General features: G+C 64.1%; 16 protein-coding genes, 2 tRNA genes, 1 other RNA gene and 1 pseudogene. 10 read left to right on the top strand and 10 right to left on the bottom strand.

Going from position 1 to position 18,152, the window contains the following annotated elements; genetic code table 11:
* Window positions 1-301 precede the first annotated feature (301 nt).
* From orn to def, 4 genes are all read left to right on the top strand, one after another.
* The gene (gene orn, locus X803_RS0109620; protein ID WP_084033599.1) at window positions 302-910 is read left to right on the top strand and encodes an oligoribonuclease; all 609 of its coding nucleotides are present in this window, start codon (window positions 302-304) and stop codon (window positions 908-910) included.
* A 144-nt stretch (window positions 911-1,054) separates the two neighbouring features.
* Window positions 1,055-1,130 (top strand) — tRNA-His (locus X803_RS0109615).
* 122 nt (window positions 1,131-1,252) lie between these two features.
* Complete coding sequence (locus X803_RS0109610) at window positions 1,253-2,407, top strand: acyl-CoA dehydrogenase family protein (protein ID WP_026544984.1); 1,155 nt, start codon at window positions 1,253-1,255, stop codon at window positions 2,405-2,407.
* A 25-nt stretch (window positions 2,408-2,432) separates the two neighbouring features.
* Window positions 2,433-3,002 carry a peptide deformylase gene (gene def / locus X803_RS0109605; RefSeq protein ID WP_026544983.1) on the top strand — a complete coding sequence of 190 codons (570 nt, stop codon included), beginning with the start codon at window positions 2,433-2,435 and terminating at the stop codon, window positions 3,000-3,002.
* On the opposite strand, the gene X803_RS0109600 is transcribed toward def, so the two are convergent.
* The gene (locus X803_RS0109600; protein WP_084033597.1) at window positions 2,996-4,267 is read right to left on the bottom strand and encodes an MFS transporter; all 1,272 of its coding nucleotides are present in this window, start codon (window positions 4,265-4,267) and stop codon (window positions 2,996-2,998) included. The genes def and X803_RS0109600 overlap by 7 nt on opposite strands.
* A gap of 145 nt (window positions 4,268-4,412) precedes the next feature.
* Window positions 4,413-4,796: RNase P RNA component class A (gene rnpB / locus X803_RS21055), an RNA gene on the bottom strand.
* Window positions 4,797-4,895: 99 nt separating this feature from the next.
* Between rnpB and X803_RS0109590 the strand changes: the two genes are divergently transcribed.
* Window positions 4,896-5,663: a YaaA family protein gene (locus tag X803_RS0109590; RefSeq protein ID WP_026544981.1), complete on the top strand. Its 768-nt coding sequence runs from the start codon at window positions 4,896-4,898 to the stop codon at window positions 5,661-5,663.
* A 24-nt stretch (window positions 5,664-5,687) separates the two neighbouring features.
* Here X803_RS0109590 and X803_RS0109585 read toward each other — a convergent pair whose 3' ends face one another.
* The 3 genes from X803_RS0109585 to X803_RS0109575 form a co-directional block, all read right to left on the bottom strand.
* Window positions 5,688-6,647, bottom strand: coding sequence for a reverse transcriptase-like protein (locus X803_RS0109585; protein WP_343299617.1), 960 nt, complete (start codon window positions 6,645-6,647; stop codon window positions 5,688-5,690).
* A 5-nt stretch (window positions 6,648-6,652) separates the two neighbouring features.
* Window positions 6,653-7,393 carry a zinc ribbon domain-containing protein gene (locus tag X803_RS0109580; RefSeq protein ID WP_026544979.1) on the bottom strand — a complete coding sequence of 247 codons (741 nt, stop codon included), beginning with the start codon at window positions 7,391-7,393 and terminating at the stop codon, window positions 6,653-6,655.
* Window positions 7,394-7,496: 103 nt separating this feature from the next.
* The gene (locus tag X803_RS0109575; protein WP_026544978.1) at window positions 7,497-8,387 is read right to left on the bottom strand and encodes a Nif3-like dinuclear metal center hexameric protein; all 891 of its coding nucleotides are present in this window, start codon (window positions 8,385-8,387) and stop codon (window positions 7,497-7,499) included.
* Between the two features lie 112 nt (window positions 8,388-8,499).
* Between X803_RS0109575 and msrA the strand changes: the two genes are divergently transcribed.
* From msrA to epsC, 3 genes are all read left to right on the top strand, one after another.
* Window positions 8,500-9,024 (top strand): peptide-methionine (S)-S-oxide reductase MsrA, encoded by a 525-nt coding sequence (gene msrA / locus X803_RS0109570; protein ID WP_026544977.1) that lies wholly within the window; start codon window positions 8,500-8,502, stop codon window positions 9,022-9,024.
* A 72-nt stretch (window positions 9,025-9,096) separates the two neighbouring features.
* On the top strand, window positions 9,097-10,032 hold the full coding sequence (cysK, locus tag X803_RS0109565; protein WP_026544976.1) for a cysteine synthase A: 936 nt from the start codon (window positions 9,097-9,099) through the stop codon (window positions 10,030-10,032).
* Between the two features lie 25 nt (window positions 10,033-10,057).
* Window positions 10,058-10,645: a serine O-acetyltransferase EpsC gene (gene epsC, locus X803_RS0109560; protein ID WP_026544975.1), complete on the top strand. Its 588-nt coding sequence runs from the start codon at window positions 10,058-10,060 to the stop codon at window positions 10,643-10,645.
* Between the two features lie 95 nt (window positions 10,646-10,740).
* Here epsC and gndA read toward each other — a convergent pair whose 3' ends face one another.
* On the bottom strand, window positions 10,741-12,177 hold the full coding sequence (gene gndA, locus X803_RS0109555; RefSeq protein ID WP_026544974.1) for an NADP-dependent phosphogluconate dehydrogenase: 1,437 nt from the start codon (window positions 12,175-12,177) through the stop codon (window positions 10,741-10,743).
* A gap of 219 nt (window positions 12,178-12,396) precedes the next feature.
* Between gndA and X803_RS0109550 the strand changes: the two genes are divergently transcribed.
* Window positions 12,397-14,406: an acyltransferase family protein gene (locus X803_RS0109550; RefSeq protein ID WP_026544973.1), complete on the top strand. Its 2,010-nt coding sequence runs from the start codon at window positions 12,397-12,399 to the stop codon at window positions 14,404-14,406.
* A gap of 63 nt (window positions 14,407-14,469) precedes the next feature.
* On the opposite strand, the gene X803_RS0109545 is transcribed toward X803_RS0109550, so the two are convergent.
* The 4 genes from X803_RS0109545 to X803_RS0109530 all read right to left on the bottom strand — a co-directional run bounded on the left by X803_RS0109545 (window position 14,470) and on the right by X803_RS0109530 (window position 16,480).
* Window positions 14,470-14,545 (bottom strand) — tRNA-Val (locus X803_RS0109545).
* A gap of 76 nt (window positions 14,546-14,621) precedes the next feature.
* Window positions 14,622-15,575 (bottom strand): NAD-dependent protein deacetylase, encoded by a 954-nt coding sequence (locus X803_RS18970; protein WP_051470626.1) that lies wholly within the window; start codon window positions 15,573-15,575, stop codon window positions 14,622-14,624.
* On the bottom strand, window positions 15,572-16,060 hold the full coding sequence (locus tag X803_RS0109535) for a peroxiredoxin (RefSeq protein WP_026544972.1): 489 nt from the start codon (window positions 16,058-16,060) through the stop codon (window positions 15,572-15,574). Before X803_RS0109535 ends, X803_RS18970 begins: the two co-directional genes overlap by 4 nt.
* Window positions 16,061-16,480: a DUF3052 domain-containing protein gene (locus X803_RS0109530; protein ID WP_026544971.1), complete on the bottom strand. Its 420-nt coding sequence runs from the start codon at window positions 16,478-16,480 to the stop codon at window positions 16,061-16,063. It abuts the gene before it with no gap.
* A 400-nt stretch (window positions 16,481-16,880) separates the two neighbouring features.
* On the opposite strand from X803_RS0109530, the pseudogene X803_RS0109525 reads away from it, so the two are divergent.
* Window positions 16,881-18,152, top strand: a pseudogene (locus X803_RS0109525) (pyruvate dehydrogenase (acetyl-transferring), homodimeric type); the annotation flags it as partial.

Below are 18,152 nucleotides of genomic sequence, written 5' to 3'. Positions count from 1 at the left end.
AGCCAGATGATTGCCGGCACCTGCCGCAGCTCCCGGGAGGCGAGGGACAGCCAGCCGACCCCGAATGACCCGACGAGCATGAGCATGGAGCCCACAAATCCCTGAATGATCGCTATCCGGGGACGCCCGATATGCGCGGTCACGACGGGCGCAGGCGCAGGAGCGGTCATGCTGGGAGGATCCGATCGTCGGTCTGGCACAGGCGGGGCAAAGGCATCGAGGTCGCTCGATTTTACCATTGTCCGTCCCCACGGCGCCGGGCAGCCGGTGGCCGAAGGGCCGGGCGCGGTACATTTGTCGGGTGCCGATAACAAGTGACCCCATCGTCTGGATCGACTGCGAGATGACAGGTCTGGATCCTGTCTCCGATGCACTGATTGAGGTGGCGGTCATCGTCACTGACTCGGAGCTGAACGTGCTGGGTGAGGGCGTCGACGTCGTTATTGCTCCCCCGCCCGGCGCTTTGGATTCCATGGGCGATTTTGTGCGTAACATGCATACGGTCTCGGGCCTGCTCGACGATCTGCCTGCGGGAGTTTCCATGGAGGAGGCGCAGGACCGCGTGCTCCGGTACATCACTGCGCACGTACCGGAACCGCGGCGGGCGCAGCTGGGCGGGAACTCGGTCGGTACCGACAGGGTTTTCCTGGCCCGCGACATGCCACTGGTTGTGGAACACCTTCACTACCGGGTAGTGGACGTATCAACCATCAAGGAACTGGCCCGCCGCTGGTACCCTCGGGCCTATTTCCAGGCGCCGGAGAAAAGCGGCAATCATCGTGCGCTGGGAGACATCCAGGATTCCATCCGCGAACTCCGGTACTACCGGAGCACTATCTTCGTTCCGGACCCAGGGCCTGATTCGGAAACCAGCCGGGCTGCGGCGCGGGATTTGCTGACCGGCAGCTGAGCTGCGGTGCTGCGCGCGGGGTGCGCCGGAGCCCGCGGAAAATGTAGCGAAAAAAGTGTGTAGAATTGTCTGCGCTGCCTCGTTCAGCCCCAGCAAGTCCGCCTCCCGGTGGGTTACCTGCGGGATGAACCAACGAGGTACATGGTGGGTATAGCTCAGTTGGCAGAGCGCCTGGTTGTGGTCCAGGAGGTCGCGGGTTCAAACCCCGTTACTCACCCCATTGGCCCGCCGGCATCAGCCGCAGGCTTCGGTGGCCGCCCCGGATTGTCGGGGCGGCCATTGGCATTTCTTCGCTCTGTCCACGTGCCCGTGGACTGCGCAACCACCGGAAGGGATACCTGCATGAAACGCACCTTGTTCGAGGAGGACCACGAACTCTTCCGCGAAGTGGCGCAGGAGTTCAATTCACGCGAGATTGCCCCTCATTATGCGCAGTGGGACCGCGAGCACATCATGCCGCGCACCATGTGGAGCGCTGCCGGTGAACAGGGTCTGCTCGGGCTGGCCGTACCGGAAGAGTTCGGCGGAGCGGGCATGCCCGACTACCGCTTCCGGGTGGTCCTTGACGAGGAGTTCGCCCGCGCCAACCATTTGGCGGCGGGATTGGCTCTGCACCTGCATGACGACCTCGTCCTTCCGCACCTGCTGGCCTACGGTTCGGAGGAACTGAAGCAGTACTGGCTTCCCGGCATGGTCACCGGTGAGAAGGTCACCTCGGTGGCCTGGACAGAGCCGGGCGCCGGCAGCGACCTGCGCGGAGTGCGCACCAAGGCAGTGCGCGACGGCGACAGCTGGCTCATCAGCGGACAGAAGACTTTCATTGGAAACGGCATCAGCGGCGACGCCTCCCTTGTCCTCGCCCGCACCGACGGGTCCACCGGCCGCGGCGGCAGCCAGTCCTTCTCGCTGTTCATGGTCGAGAAGACTGCAGGCTATGAGACCGGCCGGCAGCTGGACAAGATGGGTCTGAAGGCCTCGGACACCGCTGAACTCTTCTTCGACAACGTCCGGGTCCCGGAAGTAAACCTGGTCGGCGAGGTGGGCCAGGGCCTGCGATATGTCGCCGAACAGTTGCCGCAGGGGCGCCTGGGGATCGCCGTCGCATCCTCGGCCGTGGCACGGACCATCTATGAGGGCACCGTGCAGTACACCAGTGAGCGCAACGCCTTCGGTGAACGGATCATCGACTTTCAGAACACCCGCTTTGAACTGGCAGACATCCAGACAGAGGTTGAGGTGCTGGAAACCTATGTTGACCGCGCTGTCCTGGCCTTCAACGACGGGGCACTGGATGCCGTCAGCGCTGCCCGGGTGAAACTGTGGGCCAGCGAGCGGGTGAAGTCCGTTACCGACCGCTGCCTGCAGCTGCACGGTGGATACGGCTACATCCTCGAGTACCCCGTCGCGCAGGCATTCCTGGCCGTGCGCCTGCTGAGCATCTTCGGCGGGACCAGCGAAATCATGCGTGAGACCATCGGCCGTCACATCGCGCGGTAACCCACCGGACCAAGGAAGGCCAGTCATGCCTGTTCGCCCCATCACCATCGCCGGTGAACCTGTCCTGCACCGGCGGTCCGCCGCCGTCGAACGCTTCGATGATGAGTTGCGCTCACTCATTGCCGATATGTACGAAACGATGGACGAAGCCAACGGCGTCGGCCTCGCGGCCCCCCAGATCGGCGTCGGGCTTCGTATCTTTGTCTATGGAATGGTGAACGACGACGGCGTGCCTCCCCGTGGCGTGCTGGTGAACCCCTCCCTGGTCACCTCGAAGGTCTCAGGTGCCGAACCGGACGAGGACGAGTCCGAAGGATGCCTGTCCTTCCCGGGCGAGGCTTTTCCGCTCAAGCGCGCCGACTGGGTCAAGGTCAACGGATACGACGGCGACGGCAAGCCGGTGGAGTTCGAGGCGACCGGGTGGTTTGCACGCTGCATGCAGCATGAATTCGACCATCTGAACGGCACCCTGTATGTAGACCGGCTGAACCCCCGGTATGCCCGGAAGGCCAAAAAGGTGGTCAAGGTGAACGGCTGGGGTGAGCCCGGACTGACCTGGATGCCCGGCGTCGACCCGGACCCGTTCGGTCACTGACGGGTCGGCATCGGTTCGCGGTCAAGTTCTTCCAGACGCCGCACCGAACGCAGCGATCCGAACAGTGCCACCAGCGGCGCTGCGGCCGCCAACAGGACGCCCACCAGCACAGCGGCCGTAATTCCAATAGTTTCGGCAAGGATCCCGCCCAGGATGCTGGCGATCCCCAGCATGCCCCAACTGACCATCCGGGTGGCGGCTCCGAGCCTGCCCATCATCGCCGGCGGGCAGACGCGCTGCCGGAAACTCGTGCCCACCACGATGTTCAGAGCGATCGACACCCCCATCACAAACATCCCGAGTATGCCGATGAGCATGCCGGTGCCGGGAGTCATGGCAAGCAGGGACGCATAGCCGAGCACTCCGGGTACCATCGACCAGCGCCACACCGGGCCGGAGCCCAACCGCTCGGTGAGCCGTTTTGCGCTGAGGCCGCCTACCGCGCCGCCCACGGAGGTGGCCGCCATCAACAGACCAAGCCAGACCTCCGACTCCCCGAGCGCACGCACTACAAGAAGCACCATCAGAGAAGCAACCATGCTGCCGCCGAGGTTCCAGAGCGCAGCGTTGAACAGTATGGCCCGCAGGGGCGCCGTGCTGAAGGTGTACCGGAGTCCCTCGAGCATTTCCGCGAAGATGCGCCGCTCCCCCGTGGGCGCCGTTTTTTCCGTGATGTGCAGGGAGGAGATGGCAGCCAGCGAGGCGAGCGAGGCCCCAACCTGCACCAGCAGTGTGTTGGAAGCACCCAGCACCACCGTGAGCCAGCCGGCGATTCCCCTGCCGGCGGCGTCCGCAGACGCGCCGGAGGCGGTGATGATGCCGTTCCCTTCGACCAGCTCATCCCCAGAGAGGGCCTGCTGTACCAGCGCCTGGTCCGCGAGGCTGAAGAAGACTGACGACAGCCCGGCGATAAAGGCCACAATGAATAGCTGCGCCACGGACAGCATCCCGAGCCAGTAGGCGACGGGCAGGGTTCCGAGCGAAAGTATGCGCGCCACCAGCGACCAGACGATGACCGGCTTGCGCGGCCAACGGTCCACCCACACACCGATGGGCAACCCGAGAAGGAGCCAGGGCAGGAAGGCCATACCGGCAAGCGCCGCTACGGCGAAGTCGCTGGCGGCCAGTTCAAGAGCCGCGATGAGCGGCAGCGCGACCGCGGCAACGGCGGTGCCGAACACTCCGACCGTGGCGGATACCCACAGCGCCCGGAAATCCGGGTTGCGACGCACGAGCGGCGCGCTCGGTGGGGTCGGTTCGGCCATCCACTTAGCGTAATGGAACGTAATGGGTGATCGGCCCGGTTGTGGATGACGGGCAGGAACCGAAACGGGACCCTTGACGAAACCGCACAATCGCTCGATTATGCCCCGATCATCGGGTCCGCTGACTGATCCGGCCCGGCGGAGAGGGATGGGTTGGCCGATACGCCGGGTTCTGTCCTGCAGTTCGGTGAGGACCTGCAGTGGCGGCCATCTATCTACGAACGCCGTTACCGGCGCCCTCCAGCGGCCTACCCGGACACTCGGACGGGCAGTCCTCAAACGTGTCCTGTCTGGCCTTGCTCCGGGTGGGGTTTACCTAGCCGCTCCGGTTACCCGGTGCGCTGGTGGTCTCTTACACCACCGTTTCACCCTTACCCCGTCTGGACGAAGCCATCGGGGCGGTCTGTTTTCTGTGGCACTTTCCTGCGGGTTACCCCGAGTGGGCGTTACCCACCACCCTGCCCTGCGGAGCCCGGACGTTCCTCGTGGAAGAACCGAAGTCTTTCCACGCGACCGCCTGGCCAACCCATCCTTACCCAATTCTACGGGCCGGGTGCCGGGGCCCGCGTCCGAGGCACCCGTAGGTGACCGGCGCCGGCGGCTATGGACCCACCGGTAGAGTGTTGGGGTGCTGATTCTGCTTCCTCCCTCCGAAGGAAAAACGGCCGCGCGTAGAGGGCATCCGGTCGACCTCGCTGCCCTGTCCTTTCCCGGGCTTGCTGACGCCCGCTCGGAGGTAATGACGGCGCTTTCAAAGGTGAGCGCACATGAGGACGCCTCTGCTGTTCTCGGCGTCGGCGGCTCCCTTCTGGACGAGGTGCGCCGGAATATCGGGCTTCGCGATGCTCCCGCAGCACCGGCGCATGCCGTCTATTCCGGGGTCCTGTACGACGCGCTCGGCTACCGCAGCATGACCGTTACGCAGAAGCGCAAGGCCGAGGCCGCCGTCGTCGTCATCTCTGCCCTGTGGGGCGCAATCGGTTTCGGCGACGCGGTGCCCGCCTACCGGCTCTCCATGTCGGTCGAGCTGCCGGGCACGGGCCGGCTGGCACAATTCTGGCGGCGGCACCTGGCGGAGGTACTGGATGAGCGGGCGCAGGACTCGCTGATCGTCGACTGCCGGTCAAGCACGTACGCAACCGTCTGGGCGGGCCCGCCCGAACGGTCGGTGGGGGTCAACGTCTTTCAGGAGCGGAGCGGGCGCCGGACCGTCGTCTCACACTTCGCCAAGCACACGCGGGGTGAATTGGCGCGCCACCTGCTGACCCGCAGGGGGAAACAACCCGGTACCGCCGAGCAGCTGCTCAGGGCCGCCGGTGAGCGGTGGACCTGTGAGCTGGAGCCGTCGTCCGGCCGGAAAGCCGCCCAGCTCAATATCATTCTCCCGGGTACCTGACCGGTTCGGGGAAGCCCGAATGGGTCAGTTATCCGGCTCGGCTACCAGCTCTACCTCGAACCCCTCGGAGTTCTCAAGGTACGCCGCGTAATGGTCATGCCCGCCGGCATAGGGATGCCTGTCGCCGAACAGGAGCGACCAGCCATGACTCGCAGCGCGGCGCGCAAGGAGGTCGACCTCCGCCCGCGATCCCGCGTTGAAGGCAAGGTGGTTGACGCCCTGCCTGCGCCGCTCATGGGAACCGGGCACAACGTCCGGCCCAGCCTCGATCACAAGGTAAGTGCCGTTCCCAACCCAGCTGGCGCCGTCGTTCCAGCTATCCTTCGGCACAAAACCCAACCGTTCGAACAGCCAGCCCATGCTGCTTCGGGCAGCCTCCAGGTCCCGGACCCAGATCTCGACATGGTGCAGTGATCCGCTGGCGGCCCGTGGAGCTTCCGCGGTGGCAGTATCTGCCGCTTTCTGCGGCTTCTGAGGGGCCCGCGGCTTCCAGTCGACGCCGGCCATCCCGGCATCCATCGCCTCGTTGGACAGCCTGTCAGCGTCCTTGTTCTTCTCGCGGGGGATCCACTCATACCGGACGCGGCGGGGATCAACGAGTCGCCGGGCCTGACCGGCCAGCTTCTGCATGTCAGCATGCTTGATTTTCCAGCGGCCGCTCATCTGCTCGACCACGAGCTTGGAGTCCATTCGAACGAGGATGCGGCAACGCGGGTCTATCTCATGGGCCAGCTCGAGACCGGCAAGCAGGCCTGAGTATTCGGCGACGTTATTGGAGGCGATCCCGACGTAGCCGGCCTTCTCCACGAGGATGGCCCCCGTGTCAGGGTCTCGGACCAGGGCACCGTAGCCGGCGTGCCCGGGATTGCCCCGTGAACCGCCGTCGGCTTCTACGATGAGGAGGTCGCGGGCGGGGCCGGCAGCGCCGTCGTCAGGGGTGGAAGGTGACACGTCATCGAAGAGGGTTCCTGCGGGATCGTGCACCCTTGTCAGCTTCCCCACTCTGCCGAACGCACGAGGATGCACCCCGAGTCCGGGCAGAACACGACATCGTCCTCTGCTGCGCGGGAGATGTCGGCGAGGTCACCGGGGCTGAGCTGCATGCCCGACCCTTCAGAACGCCCGTGGAAAAGCCTCGCCGCGCCGACTCCGCGCTTCGCCAGGGTCTTCTCATAGATGGCCAGGAGTGCCGGCTCGAACGACGCAGCGAGCTCATCCCGTGCTGCCTGCACCTGTGCGCGCTCGGCGTCAATCCCGGCAAGCTCCTCATCCCGGGCATTTTCGAGCTCCCTCAGCCGGGCCTGCACCGAGTCCGAGCGCTTCCGCGCGTCATCGCGTGCCGTGCGTGCGGTTTCAACCCGCTCCATCACTTCCAGCTCGATGTCCTCGAGATCCGACCGGCGGCGGGTCAGCGACGCGACCTCGCTCTGCAGGGCCGTAAGGTCCTTGGAGGAACCGGTTCCGCTGTTCAGCCGCTGCTCGTCGCGTTCGAGCCGCGTGACAACCGACTGGACGTCATCTTCGGCCCGCTTGAGGTCCCGCTCCGCATCGCCAAGGTTGGTCGCCGCGGTGACCAGCTCGGATTCCGCTGCCGCCACCTGGGCAGCCAGCGCCGCCAGTTCAGGGTTCGCACGGACAGTAGCTGCCTGCCGTTGCAACTGGTTGAGCTTCGAATCCTTTGCCTGCAGGTCAAGGAGCCGCAGTTGTTCCGCCTGGGGTGCTTTTGCCACCGATCGTCCTCCGCCTCGCCTAATTCCTTTGTCCGTCTACCTTATGGCACTGCTGTGGGGACCCGGCACGCTCTTCAGGTTTGAAACCGGCGACGATGCGCGCCTAATTTCCGCCCGGTGTGAGCACAAAGTCCCAGGGATCGGAGTTCACGCCGCTGACGCGTACGTCGACGGTGAAACCCTGGTCCGACAGCACGTTGGACAACGCGTTGGCTGCCGGGGTGAGCCAGAGCCACTCGCTGCCGAAGTGTGAGACGTCGATCAGGTACGGACGGCCGTTCACTGCGGATTCCCTCGCCTCGAGCGCAGGGTGGTGGCGCAGGTCGGCCGTAACGTAGACGTCCGCCTGGCTTGCACGCACCTGGTCGAACAGGTTGTCACCGGCGCCTCCGCACACCGCCACCCGCCGCACCAGACCGTGGCGGTCCCCTGCGACGCGCATTCCGCCGGCCACCGCAGGCAGCAGTCCGAAGACCAGTTCAGCGAAGTCTCCCAGGGAGGTCACCTCGGCGAGGTCCCCCACCCGGCCGATCCCCTCCTCCGGCAGTCCGTCCGCTGCGCTGGCCAGCGGCTCCACGTTGGATAAGCCGAAGGCGTCCGCCAGCACGTCGGAAACCCCGCCGACTGCGCTGTCCCCGTTGGTGTGAACAGTGACCAGGGCACAGCCTGCCTCGATGAGCCGGTGCACGGCGGCGCCCTTGGCATGGGTCGCTGCCACGGAATGCACGGGTTTCAGCATGAGCGGATGATGCGCGACGATGAGGTCGGCGCCGCGTTCCACGGCGTCGTCGAGAACAGCCTCCGACGGGTCCACAGCAAAGTAGACCGTCGAAACTTCCCGGTCCGGCCGCCCCGCCACAAGCCCCACAGCGTCCCAGTCCTCCGCAAGGGATTCGGGCCACAACTCTTCTATGGCGAGCAGGATGTCGCCGACAGTCGGCCTCGATTCGCTCGCCTCGTCAGTATCCGGGACGCGTTCTTCGTCAGCTTCCATAGCCCTATTTCTACCAGCTTTCGAACCGGATTCCGGGGTCCACCGGGCTCCACCGGCTCCCGCACCCGACGGCGGCGGGAATCATCGCGCCCCGCGACGCATTGTTAAGACCATGATGACTTTCGTATTGGGCGGGGGCTGCTTCTGGTGCCTCGATGCCGTCTACCAGAAGACCCGAGGCGTGACCGAAGTGGTGTCCGGCTACACCGGCGGCCATGACCCTAACCCCCACTACGAATCCGTGTGCGCCGGCATCACCGGGCACGCCGAAGTCGTGGCTGTCACCTTCGATGAAACCGTTGTTCCCACCGAAGTCATCCTTGGCATCTTCTTCGCCGCCCACGATCCCACCACGCTGAACCGCCAGGGATACGACGTCGGCACCCAGTACCGTTCGTCGATGTTCTACCAGGACACCGAACAGAAGGAACTGTTTGAGCGGGCCATCGAGCGGCACCAGGAGGACTGGGCGAACCCGATCGTGACCGAGGTGGTCCGCCTTCCGAAATTTTTCGTGGCCGAGGAATACCACCAGAACTTCTACGCCAAGCATCCCGAGCAGGGGTACTGCCAGGTGATCATCAACCCCAAGCTTGCGAAGGCCCGGAAATATTACGCAGAATGGCTCACCGCATAGTTCCCCTTCTGGCCGCTGACTAGGCTGGGCACAGTTTTGCTTCAATCCGCACGTACCTCAGACAGGAAACCCATGGCACCGATTTACGACGACGTCACCCAATTGGTCGGCCGCACTCCCCTGGTGCGCCTCAACCGCCTGACCGAGGGACTCCACGCGCAGGTGGCGGTGAAGCTCGAGTTCTACAATCCTGCCAACAGCGTGAAGGACCGCATCGGCGTCGCGATCATCGATGCAGCTGAGAAGGCCGGAGCGCTCAAGCCGGGCGGCACCATCGTCGAGGGCACCTCGGGCAACACCGGAATTGCACTCGCAATGGTGGGAGCAGCACGGGGCTACAAGGTGGTTCTCACCATGCCGGAGACCATGTCCACTGAACGTCGGGTCATGCTCCGGGCTTATGGCGCCGAGATTGTCCTCACGCCGGGCTCCGAAGGAATGCGCGGCGCAGTTGAGCGTGCCAAGGAGATCGTGGCCTCCAGCGAGAATGCCATTTGGGCCCGCCAGTTCGCCAATGAAGCGAACCCCGAAGTCCACCGGACCACCACCGCCGAGGAAGTGTGGAATGACACTGACGGGTTGGTGGATATCTTTGTTGCCGGCGTAGGCACCGGCGGAACCGTCACCGGCGTCGGGCAGGTGCTCAAGGAACGCAAGCCCGGCGTGCAGATTGTCGCCGTCGAACCTGCTGACTCCGCGATCCTCAACGGCGGCGCTCCCGGTCCCCACAAGATCCAGGGGCTCGGCGCCAACTTTGTTCCGGAAATCCTCGACACCACCATCTACGACGAGGTCATCGACGCGAGCGTCGAGGATTCCGTACGGGTAGCACGTGAGCTGGGCACCCGGGAAGGCATCCTCGGCGGCATCTCCTCCGGAGCCATCGTCTGGGCGGCGCTTGAGCTCGCCAAGCGCCCGGAGAACGCCGGTAAGCTCATTGTTGCCGTTGTCTGCGACTTCGGGGAGCGCTACATCTCCACCGTGCTGTTCGACGACATCCGGGGTTAGTCATTCCTTCAACAGAAAGTGGTCTGTGAGCTTCCTAGCGAGACTGCGAGAAGACCTTGAGGCTGCCCGGGCACATGATCCGGCAGCGCGGGGCAATGTCGAAAACGGCGTCGTCTATTCAGGGCTGCACGCCATCTGGGTACACCGTCTGACCCACCGTATGTGGGCTGTTCCCGCCCTCCGGTTCCCTGCCCGGGTGCTAGCGCAGCTGGCGCGGTTCCTCACCGGTATCGAGATCCACCCGGGCGCCACGATCGGACGGCGGTTCTTCATCGACCACGGTATGGGGGTGGTGATTGGCGGAACGGCTGAAATCGGCGACGACGTCATGATGTACCAGGGCGTCACCCTCGGGGGTCGCTCCCTGGAGAAGGTCAAGCGCCACCCAACCATCGGCGACCGCGTCACTATCGGGGCCGGGGCGAAGGTCCTCGGCCCGATCACGATCGGTGCAGGCAGCGCTGTGGGAGCCAACGCCGTCGTGGTGAAGGACACGCCTCCGGATTCGATTGTGACGGGAATTCCGGCCACGTTCCGGCACCGTGACGCCGCACGGGAGACACTTCCTGCGGTCGATCCCGCCGAGTACATCGACCCGGCTCTGTACATCTGAGCGCGACCTACGGCTGACGGGCGACGCCCTCCCCACCCGACAAAAGCGCCCCGGCGGTTTCCACCGCCGGGGCGCTTTTTGCTTGTACGGGACCCTTAGTGGGTGTCTACTGCTTCGACTTCCGAGCGGTCCTCGCCCCACAGCGTGTGGAACGTTCCTTCGGCATCCACCCGGTTGTAGGTGTGGGCGCCGAAGAGGTCCCGCAGGCCTTGGGTGAGTGCGGCGGGCAGGCGCTTGCGGCGCAGACCGTCGTAGTAGGCCAGCGATGAGGAGAAAACGGGAACCGGGATACCCAGCTGAACGGCCGTCGCCACCACGCGTCGCCAGGCGGGAACCGCACCGGCAATGGCCTCGGCGAAGGCCGGCGCCAGGAGCAGGTTGGCCGGCTTCTCATCTGCCGCGTAAGCCTTCATGATGTCGTCCAGCAGTTCCGCGCGGATGATGCACCCTGCACGCCAGAGCGAGGCGATCTCGTCCAGCTTCAGGTCCCAGCCGTACTCCGTGGCTGCCGCGGTGAGCATGTCGATGCCCTGCGCGTAGCTGACAAGCTTCGAGGCGTAGAGGGCGAGGCGGACGTCCTCGACGAAGCCCTCGGGCAGTTCAACGCTGCCCTCGTGGCCTTCAAGGATGCCCTGCGCGAGCTCGCGCTGGTCCCGCTGGGAGGAAAGGCCGCGGGCGAACACGGACTCTGCAATGCCCGAGGTGGGGCTGCCGAGTTCCAGTGCGGAGACAACCGTCCAGCGTCCGGTTCCCTTCTGTCCGGCCGAATCGACCACGACGTCGACGAAGGGCTTGCCCGTGCGGGCGTCGGTGTGCGCCAGCACTTCAGCCGTGATTTCGATCAGGAACGAGGAAAGCGTTCCGTTGTTCCAGTCGTTGAAGATTTTCGCCTGCTCAGCCGGCTCGATGCCGGCGGCGGTGCGCAGGACGTCGTATGCCTCCCCGATCACCTGCATATCGGCGTATTCGATCCCGTTGTGCACCATCTTCACGAAGTGGCCGGCGCCGTCGGTGCCCACCCAGGTGCAGCAGGGCTCACCGTTGTACTTGGCGGAGATCTTCTCAAGCATGGGGCCTAGGGAATCGTAGGACTCGCGCGATCCGCCCGGCATGATGGAGGGTCCGAGGAGCGCTCCCTCCTCGCCGCCCGACACACCGACACCAACGAAGTGGAGGTTCTTTTCGGCCAGCGCCGATTCCCGGCGGCGGGTGTCCTCATAGTGAGAGTTACCGGCGTCGATGACGATGTCACCTGGCTCAAGCAGCGGCTCAAGCTGCTCGATCACTGAATCAACGGGAGCGCCTGCCTTGACCATGATCAGTACGCGGCGGGGTTTCTCCAGCGAATCCACCAACTCCTGGAGCGATTCGGTCCGAATGAAATCGCCCTCGTCGCCGTGCTTCTCGAGCAGGGCATCGGTTTTCTCCACCGAGCGGTTATGAAGGGCTACGGTGTACCCGTTGCGGGCGAGGTTCCGTGCCAGGTTCGCTCCCATAACGGCGAGGCCGGTCACGCCGATTTGTGCACTCATCAAGTCTCCATCTGCAGGTTTGCCCCCGTGGTCAGGGGCACATCACTTAGCGACGCCCCTGTGCGCCTTGGCCCTCCCACCCTATTACCGGGGTGATGCCCGATGCCAGACGCGCTGCCGCCTGCAGGTAATGAGCTGACACAGAGGAAGCACAGATTGGGCGTCGGTATCAGTCCTGATTGCTATCTTTATATGCGTTCCTCAACGAAAGAATCCGTCTTGACTTCAACCCCCTCGGCCGTCCGAGACTTCCGACCTGACATCCAGGGCCTGCGTGCCATTGCTGTCCTGGGGGTTGTCCTCTACCACGCAGGCGTGGCAGTCATCCCCGGCGGGTATGCCGGGGTCGACGTCTTCTTCGTCATCTCCGGGTTCCTCATCACGTCGCACCTTGCGCGGACCCTCCGGTCCACAGGATCCATTTCATTCGCAGACTTCTATCTGAAACGCGCGCGGCGGATTCTTCCTGCGTCGATGTTGGTCATGGTCCTCACAACGATCGCCGCCTATCTCTGGATCCCACGGGTGGATGTACCGGGTGCGCTCCAGGACGCCGCCGCCACAGCCTTGTACGTCCCAAACCTTCTCTTCGCCGTGCAGGGCACTGATTACCTCGCGGAAACCGCTCCCTCGCCGTTTCAGCACTACTGGTCGTTGGGAATCGAAGAGCAGTTCTATCTCCTCTGGCCTGCGGTTCTCGCAGTCGCGTTTCTCGCGGCGCGGAAGTCGCCGCGGGGGTTGCTGGCGGTGGCCGCCGTCATGGTGCTGGGCTCGTTCAGTGTCAACTTGCTCCTGATGCAGGTCTCCACCCCATGGGCATTCTTTTCCCTCCCGAGCCGGGCGTGGGAATTGGGAGTCGGAGCAGTGATTGCGCTGCTCCCGTCAACGGTGACGAAACGTGCAGGTACACCGGTGGCGGGCGCCGTGCTGACCTATGTGGGGCTCGCAGGCATCACGGCATCTTTCGTGCTTCTTTCCGAAACCACGCCGTTTCCCGGTTTTGCCGCGCTCCTCCCGGTACTGGCAACCGCCAGCACCATTCTGGGCGGGTCTGGCGCAGCCGCACATCCCCGTGCACTGTCGAACGGCCCCATGCAGGCTATCGGCCGGTGGTCCTATTCGATCTATCTTGTGCATTGGCCGCTCCTGACTATCCCCCAGCTCGCGGCAGGAACGGAGAATCCTCTTCCACTGGTGCTCACGTTGGCTCTGGGAGCTGCGAGCGTCCCCCTGGCAGTCCTCATGTACCGATATGTGGAAGAGCCGCTCAGAAAGCCTTGGAGAAGTCCCCTCAACACGACCCGGCGATCGCTCACGCTCGTTGCCGGCGTCTCAGCAATATGCGCGGTCACTGCACTCACGACGGCGCAGGCTGTGGACCGAAGTAGGATCACCACCGATGAAACTGCCGGTTTTACCGCCGGGACAAGGAACCCGGAGGGAACCCCCTACGTCCCGTCGAACATTGACCCCGCGCTTGAGGAAGCCGGGGCCAGCGTTCCCGACACCTACGCCGACGGCTGCCACCTGGACCAGCTTGAGATCGAGCTGGCGCCGGGGTGCCAATACGGAGCTGATGACACGGAGCTCGACATGGTTCTGTTTGGAGATTCGCACGCTCAGCAATGGTTTGGAGCACTCCAGTCGGTGGCCACCGAGAGCTCATACCGGCTGCATACCCTGACGAAATCCTCCTGTCCGTCTGTGGACCTCATGATTTCCGTTAAGGATGCGCCCTATACCCAGTGTGAGGACTGGAAAAAGAAGGCAATAAAAGCAATCCACGAGCTGGACCCCGAAGTTATTGTGCTCGCCAACTACGGGCGGGTTCAGCCGGCGGATCCATCGGCTCCCCTGGAAGAACAGTGGGCAGAAGGACTCGCTTCGATGATCGATCAGATGCCGGCTGACGCGGAAGTGGTCATCCTCGCGGATACGCCGGAATTTCCGGTGGCGCCGGCTTCGTGCCTGTCAAGGAACCTTGAAGAGGCCGATGCATGCAGTGTGCTCCGCGAAGATGGAGTTGATTTGTCCCGGCAGAGCCTCGAAAAGGACGTAGCTCTCCGGGAGGGTGCGCACTATGTCGATCTGACGGCTTACCTCTGCACCGATACCTGCCCTGCGATCATCGGCAACGTGTTGGCCTATCGGGATGAGCATCACATTTCCCGCCCGATGTCCCTCGCGCTCGGAGAGCCCCTGGCCACTGCGCTGGCAGGGATCATCTGAATCCTCAAACCGAAAAACCCCGCTGTTCCAGCCCATACGGGCCAGGAATAGCGGGGTTTTCAGTGGTGGGTCCTACCGGGATCGAACCGATGACATCCACGGTGTAAACGTGGCGCTCTACCAGCTGAGCTAAAGACCCTTGACGCGGCGGGGCTGTGTGAACCGCCCTGCACCACGAGGAATTACTGTACCGGATCGACAGTCCGCAATGCCAATCAGGATGGCGAGGATCCGCCGTCGTGATTTTCCGTCGGCGGCAGAGCGTGAGCGAGGTGCGCGAGCGACTCAGACACGCCCAGTTCGAGCTTCAGGGACGCGAACTCGTCACCTCGGGTGGCGCCCCTGTTCACGATGACCACCGGTTTGCCATGCTTGGCCGCGTGCCGCACAAAACGGAGCCCACTCATCACCGTCAGCGAGGAGCCGGCCACCAGTAGGGCACCGGCGTCATCGACCATTGCGTACGCGCGCTCCACCCGGTCCTTTGGCACGTTCTCGCCGAAGTAGACAAAGTCCGGCTTGAGCATCCCACCGCAGACAGGGCACGGCGCAACGGTGAAATCCGAGGTGTCGTCAACATCGGCGTCAGCGTCCGGCGCTACGTCGCCGGCGTCTCCCGTCCGTTCGAGGTACCCGGGATTCAGCCGCTCAAGCAGCCGCGCGATGTCCCGGCGGCTGAAGGAGCTGCGGCACTGAAGGCACACCACGCGGTCGTACGTTCCGTGCAGATCCACCACCGTGGTGCTGCCGGCGGCTGAGTGCAGCCTGTCGACGTTCTGTGTGATCAGGCCGGTCAGGAGACCCCGCTGTTCCATCAGCGCCAGCGCGCGGTGACCGTCATTGGGATCCGCCCGCCGGAGGTGGTGCCAGCCGATGTGATTCCGCGCCCAGTAGCGCCTCCGGAGTGCCTCATCCCCCACGAACTGCTGGAATGTCATGGGGCTTCGGGGTACGGAGTTGGGTCCGCGGTAGTCAGGAATTCCCGAATCGGTGCTGAGCCCGGCACCGGTCAGTACCGCCAGCCGCTTCCGGGCGAGAAGCTTCACCGCGGATCGCAGGTCCGCGATTTCCTCCGGGGTCAGCCCGCCCGCCGCGGCAGCGTCTGTGCTGGCGAATCCAGTCATGCCGAAGCCGGGCAGCGATGACGCGTGCGGCGGCGGCGTGGTCATTGCGACGCCGGAACCGTCGGTTCACAGAGCTGAACGAGCGCGGCCCGGTAGTCCTCAAACGGCCTCGGCTGCCCCAGCGGTGACTCGATCCGGGCTCTGATGAAACCGGCTGCATCAATGAAAAACGTGACGCGCCGCGCGTATCCGTCGGTGCGGTCCAGTGCCCCATACTTCTCAGCCACCGCGCCATGGGGCCAGAAATCGGCGAGGAGATCGAAGCTGTATCCATGCTCCTCCGCATAGGTGCGAAGTGCGTACTTGTGGTCCACCGACACAGCAAGAACCCTGACACCGCGCGCCTGGAACTCCCCCAGATTGCGGTGGATCTCGTCCAGTTCGCTCGTGCAGACCCGCGAGAATGCGAACGGATAAAACACCAGAACGACGGCGGACCCCTGCAGTGAATCCATGCTTACGGGTTCACCGTGCTGGTTGGGGAGCTCAAACCCGGGAGCGCGGTCGCCGGGCGCGGGCAGGGCGGTCACTTACTGCTTGCGTCGGGCCACGAGCCGCGTAGCGGCCCAGTCCCGGGAGACCCCGGCCGACGACGTTGCGTGCAGTCCGGCGGTGGGCGCTGCCTCCTGGATCTCGGACGGAGGAACATAGCCGTCCCGCCCCGACTTGGGCGTGAGCAACCAGACAACCCCCCCGTCATCAAGACAGGTCAACGAGTCCACCAGCGCATCCACCAGGTCGCCGTCGTCGGCCCGCCACCACAGGAGTACACCGTCGACAACGTCCTGGTCATCCTCAGTGAGGAGTTCGGATCCGATTTCATCTTCCAGGTCGCCGCGGAAATCAAAGTCGACATCCTCGTCATACCCAAGTTCCTGAACAAGGTCGCCGTCCTTGAAACCCAGTTTGCCCGCCACGCTACCTGCTGTGGCGGCTTCGGCCTCGCTCACTTTTTTCCTCCCGAAAGGCTGCGTTCTTCTCGGAGGTGCTTCTGACCCCGGATCCACAGTACGTTGATATGCATTATTACCAGCCAACACCCTTAAGCGCTACGCTTCAACCCGCGCCCACGGCCGCCGGGTCCGACCGCGCCCCTCCCGGGCCCATTCTGGCGTCGTGCCGGTGCGAAGGCAGAGAGCGGCCATTCGAATCGGCCGTTTCTGCCCTGCGTAACGTGGCCCGCTGCGGCCCATTCGGCTACGCATCAAACACCCTGCAGGGCTAGAGTGTCACAGTGAATCCATACGTCCGGCGAACGCCGATCGGATTCTGACCGCTTCGACGAGCAACGGCCCGAAGCGCAAAGTCGTAGACGTCGCAGACATAATCTGCGGATTGGGAGGGTTTGGCATGGTTGCTGATCAGGGGATTGTGGGTGCGGGTTCTGTGGATTCGGATCCGGAGGAGACGGCTGAGTGGGTTGAGTCGTTTGATCAGCTGGTTGATGTGCGTGGTTCTGAGCGTGCCCGTGAGGTGTTGGGTCGTTTGTTGGCGCGTGCCGGTGGCCGGTCGGTGGGTCTTCCCAGTGTTGTGACGACTGATTATGTGAATACCATCCCGGTTGATGAGGAGCCTGAGTTTCCGGGGGATGAGGAGATCGAGCGGAAGTTCCGGGCGTGGATGCGGTGGAACGCGGCGGTGATGGTGCATCGTTCGCAGCGGCCGGAGATTGGTGTGGGCGGTCATATTTCCACGTATGCGGGGGCGGCGACCCTGTATGAGGTGGGGTTCAATCATTTCTTCAAGGGTAAGGATCACCCCAGTGGTGGGGATCAGGTGTTTTTCCAGGGTCACGCGTCGCCGGGGATGTATGCGCGGGCGTTCCTGGAGGGCCGCTTGTCGGAGGAGGATCTGGACGGGTTCCGGCAGGAGAAGTCCAAGGCCGGGCATGCGTTGTCTTCGTATCCGCATCCGCGGTTGATGCCGGAGTTCTGGGAGTTCCCGACGGTGTCGATGGGGATCGGGCCGATGAACGCGATCTACCAGGCGCAGTCCAACCGGTATCTGCATAACCGTGGGATTCGGGACACCAGTGAGCAGCAGGTGTGGGCGTTCCTCGGGGATGGGGAGATGGATGAGCCGGAGTCGCGGGGGTTGTTGCAGCTGGCCGCCAATGACGGGTTGGATAACCTGAATTTCGTGATCAACTGCAACCTGCAGCGCCTGGATGGTCCGGTGCGCGGTAACGGGAAGATCATGCAGGAGCTCGAGGCGTTTTTCCGGGGTGCGGGTTGGAACGTGATCAAGGTGGTCTGGGGCCGGGAGTGGGATGATCTGCTGGCCAGGGATTCCACCGGGGACCTGGTGAAGATCATGAATGAGACCGCGGACGGGGACTACCAGACCTACAAGGCGGAGTCCGGCGGGTTTGTGCGGGATCATTTCTTCGGGAAGACCCCGGCCACGAAGGATCTCGTGGCGGACATGACCGACGCGCAGGTGTGGGGGCTGAAGCGTGGCGGGCATGATTACCGGAAGGTGTACGCGGCGTACAAGGCCGCCACGGAATTCAAGGGCAAGCCCACCGTGATCCTGGCCAAAACCGTCAAGGGCTACGGCCTCGGCCCGCACTTCGAAGGCCGCAACGCCACCCACCAAATGAAAAAACTGACACTCGAGGCG

The organism is Arthrobacter sp. 35/47 (assembly GCF_000520475.1).
Classification (GTDB): Bacteria; Actinomycetota; Actinomycetes; order Actinomycetales; family Micrococcaceae; genus Arthrobacter_D; species Arthrobacter_D subterraneus.
The sequence above is the reverse complement of the archived record's forward strand: the minus strand, read 5'-3'. Positions and strand labels throughout refer to the sequence as shown.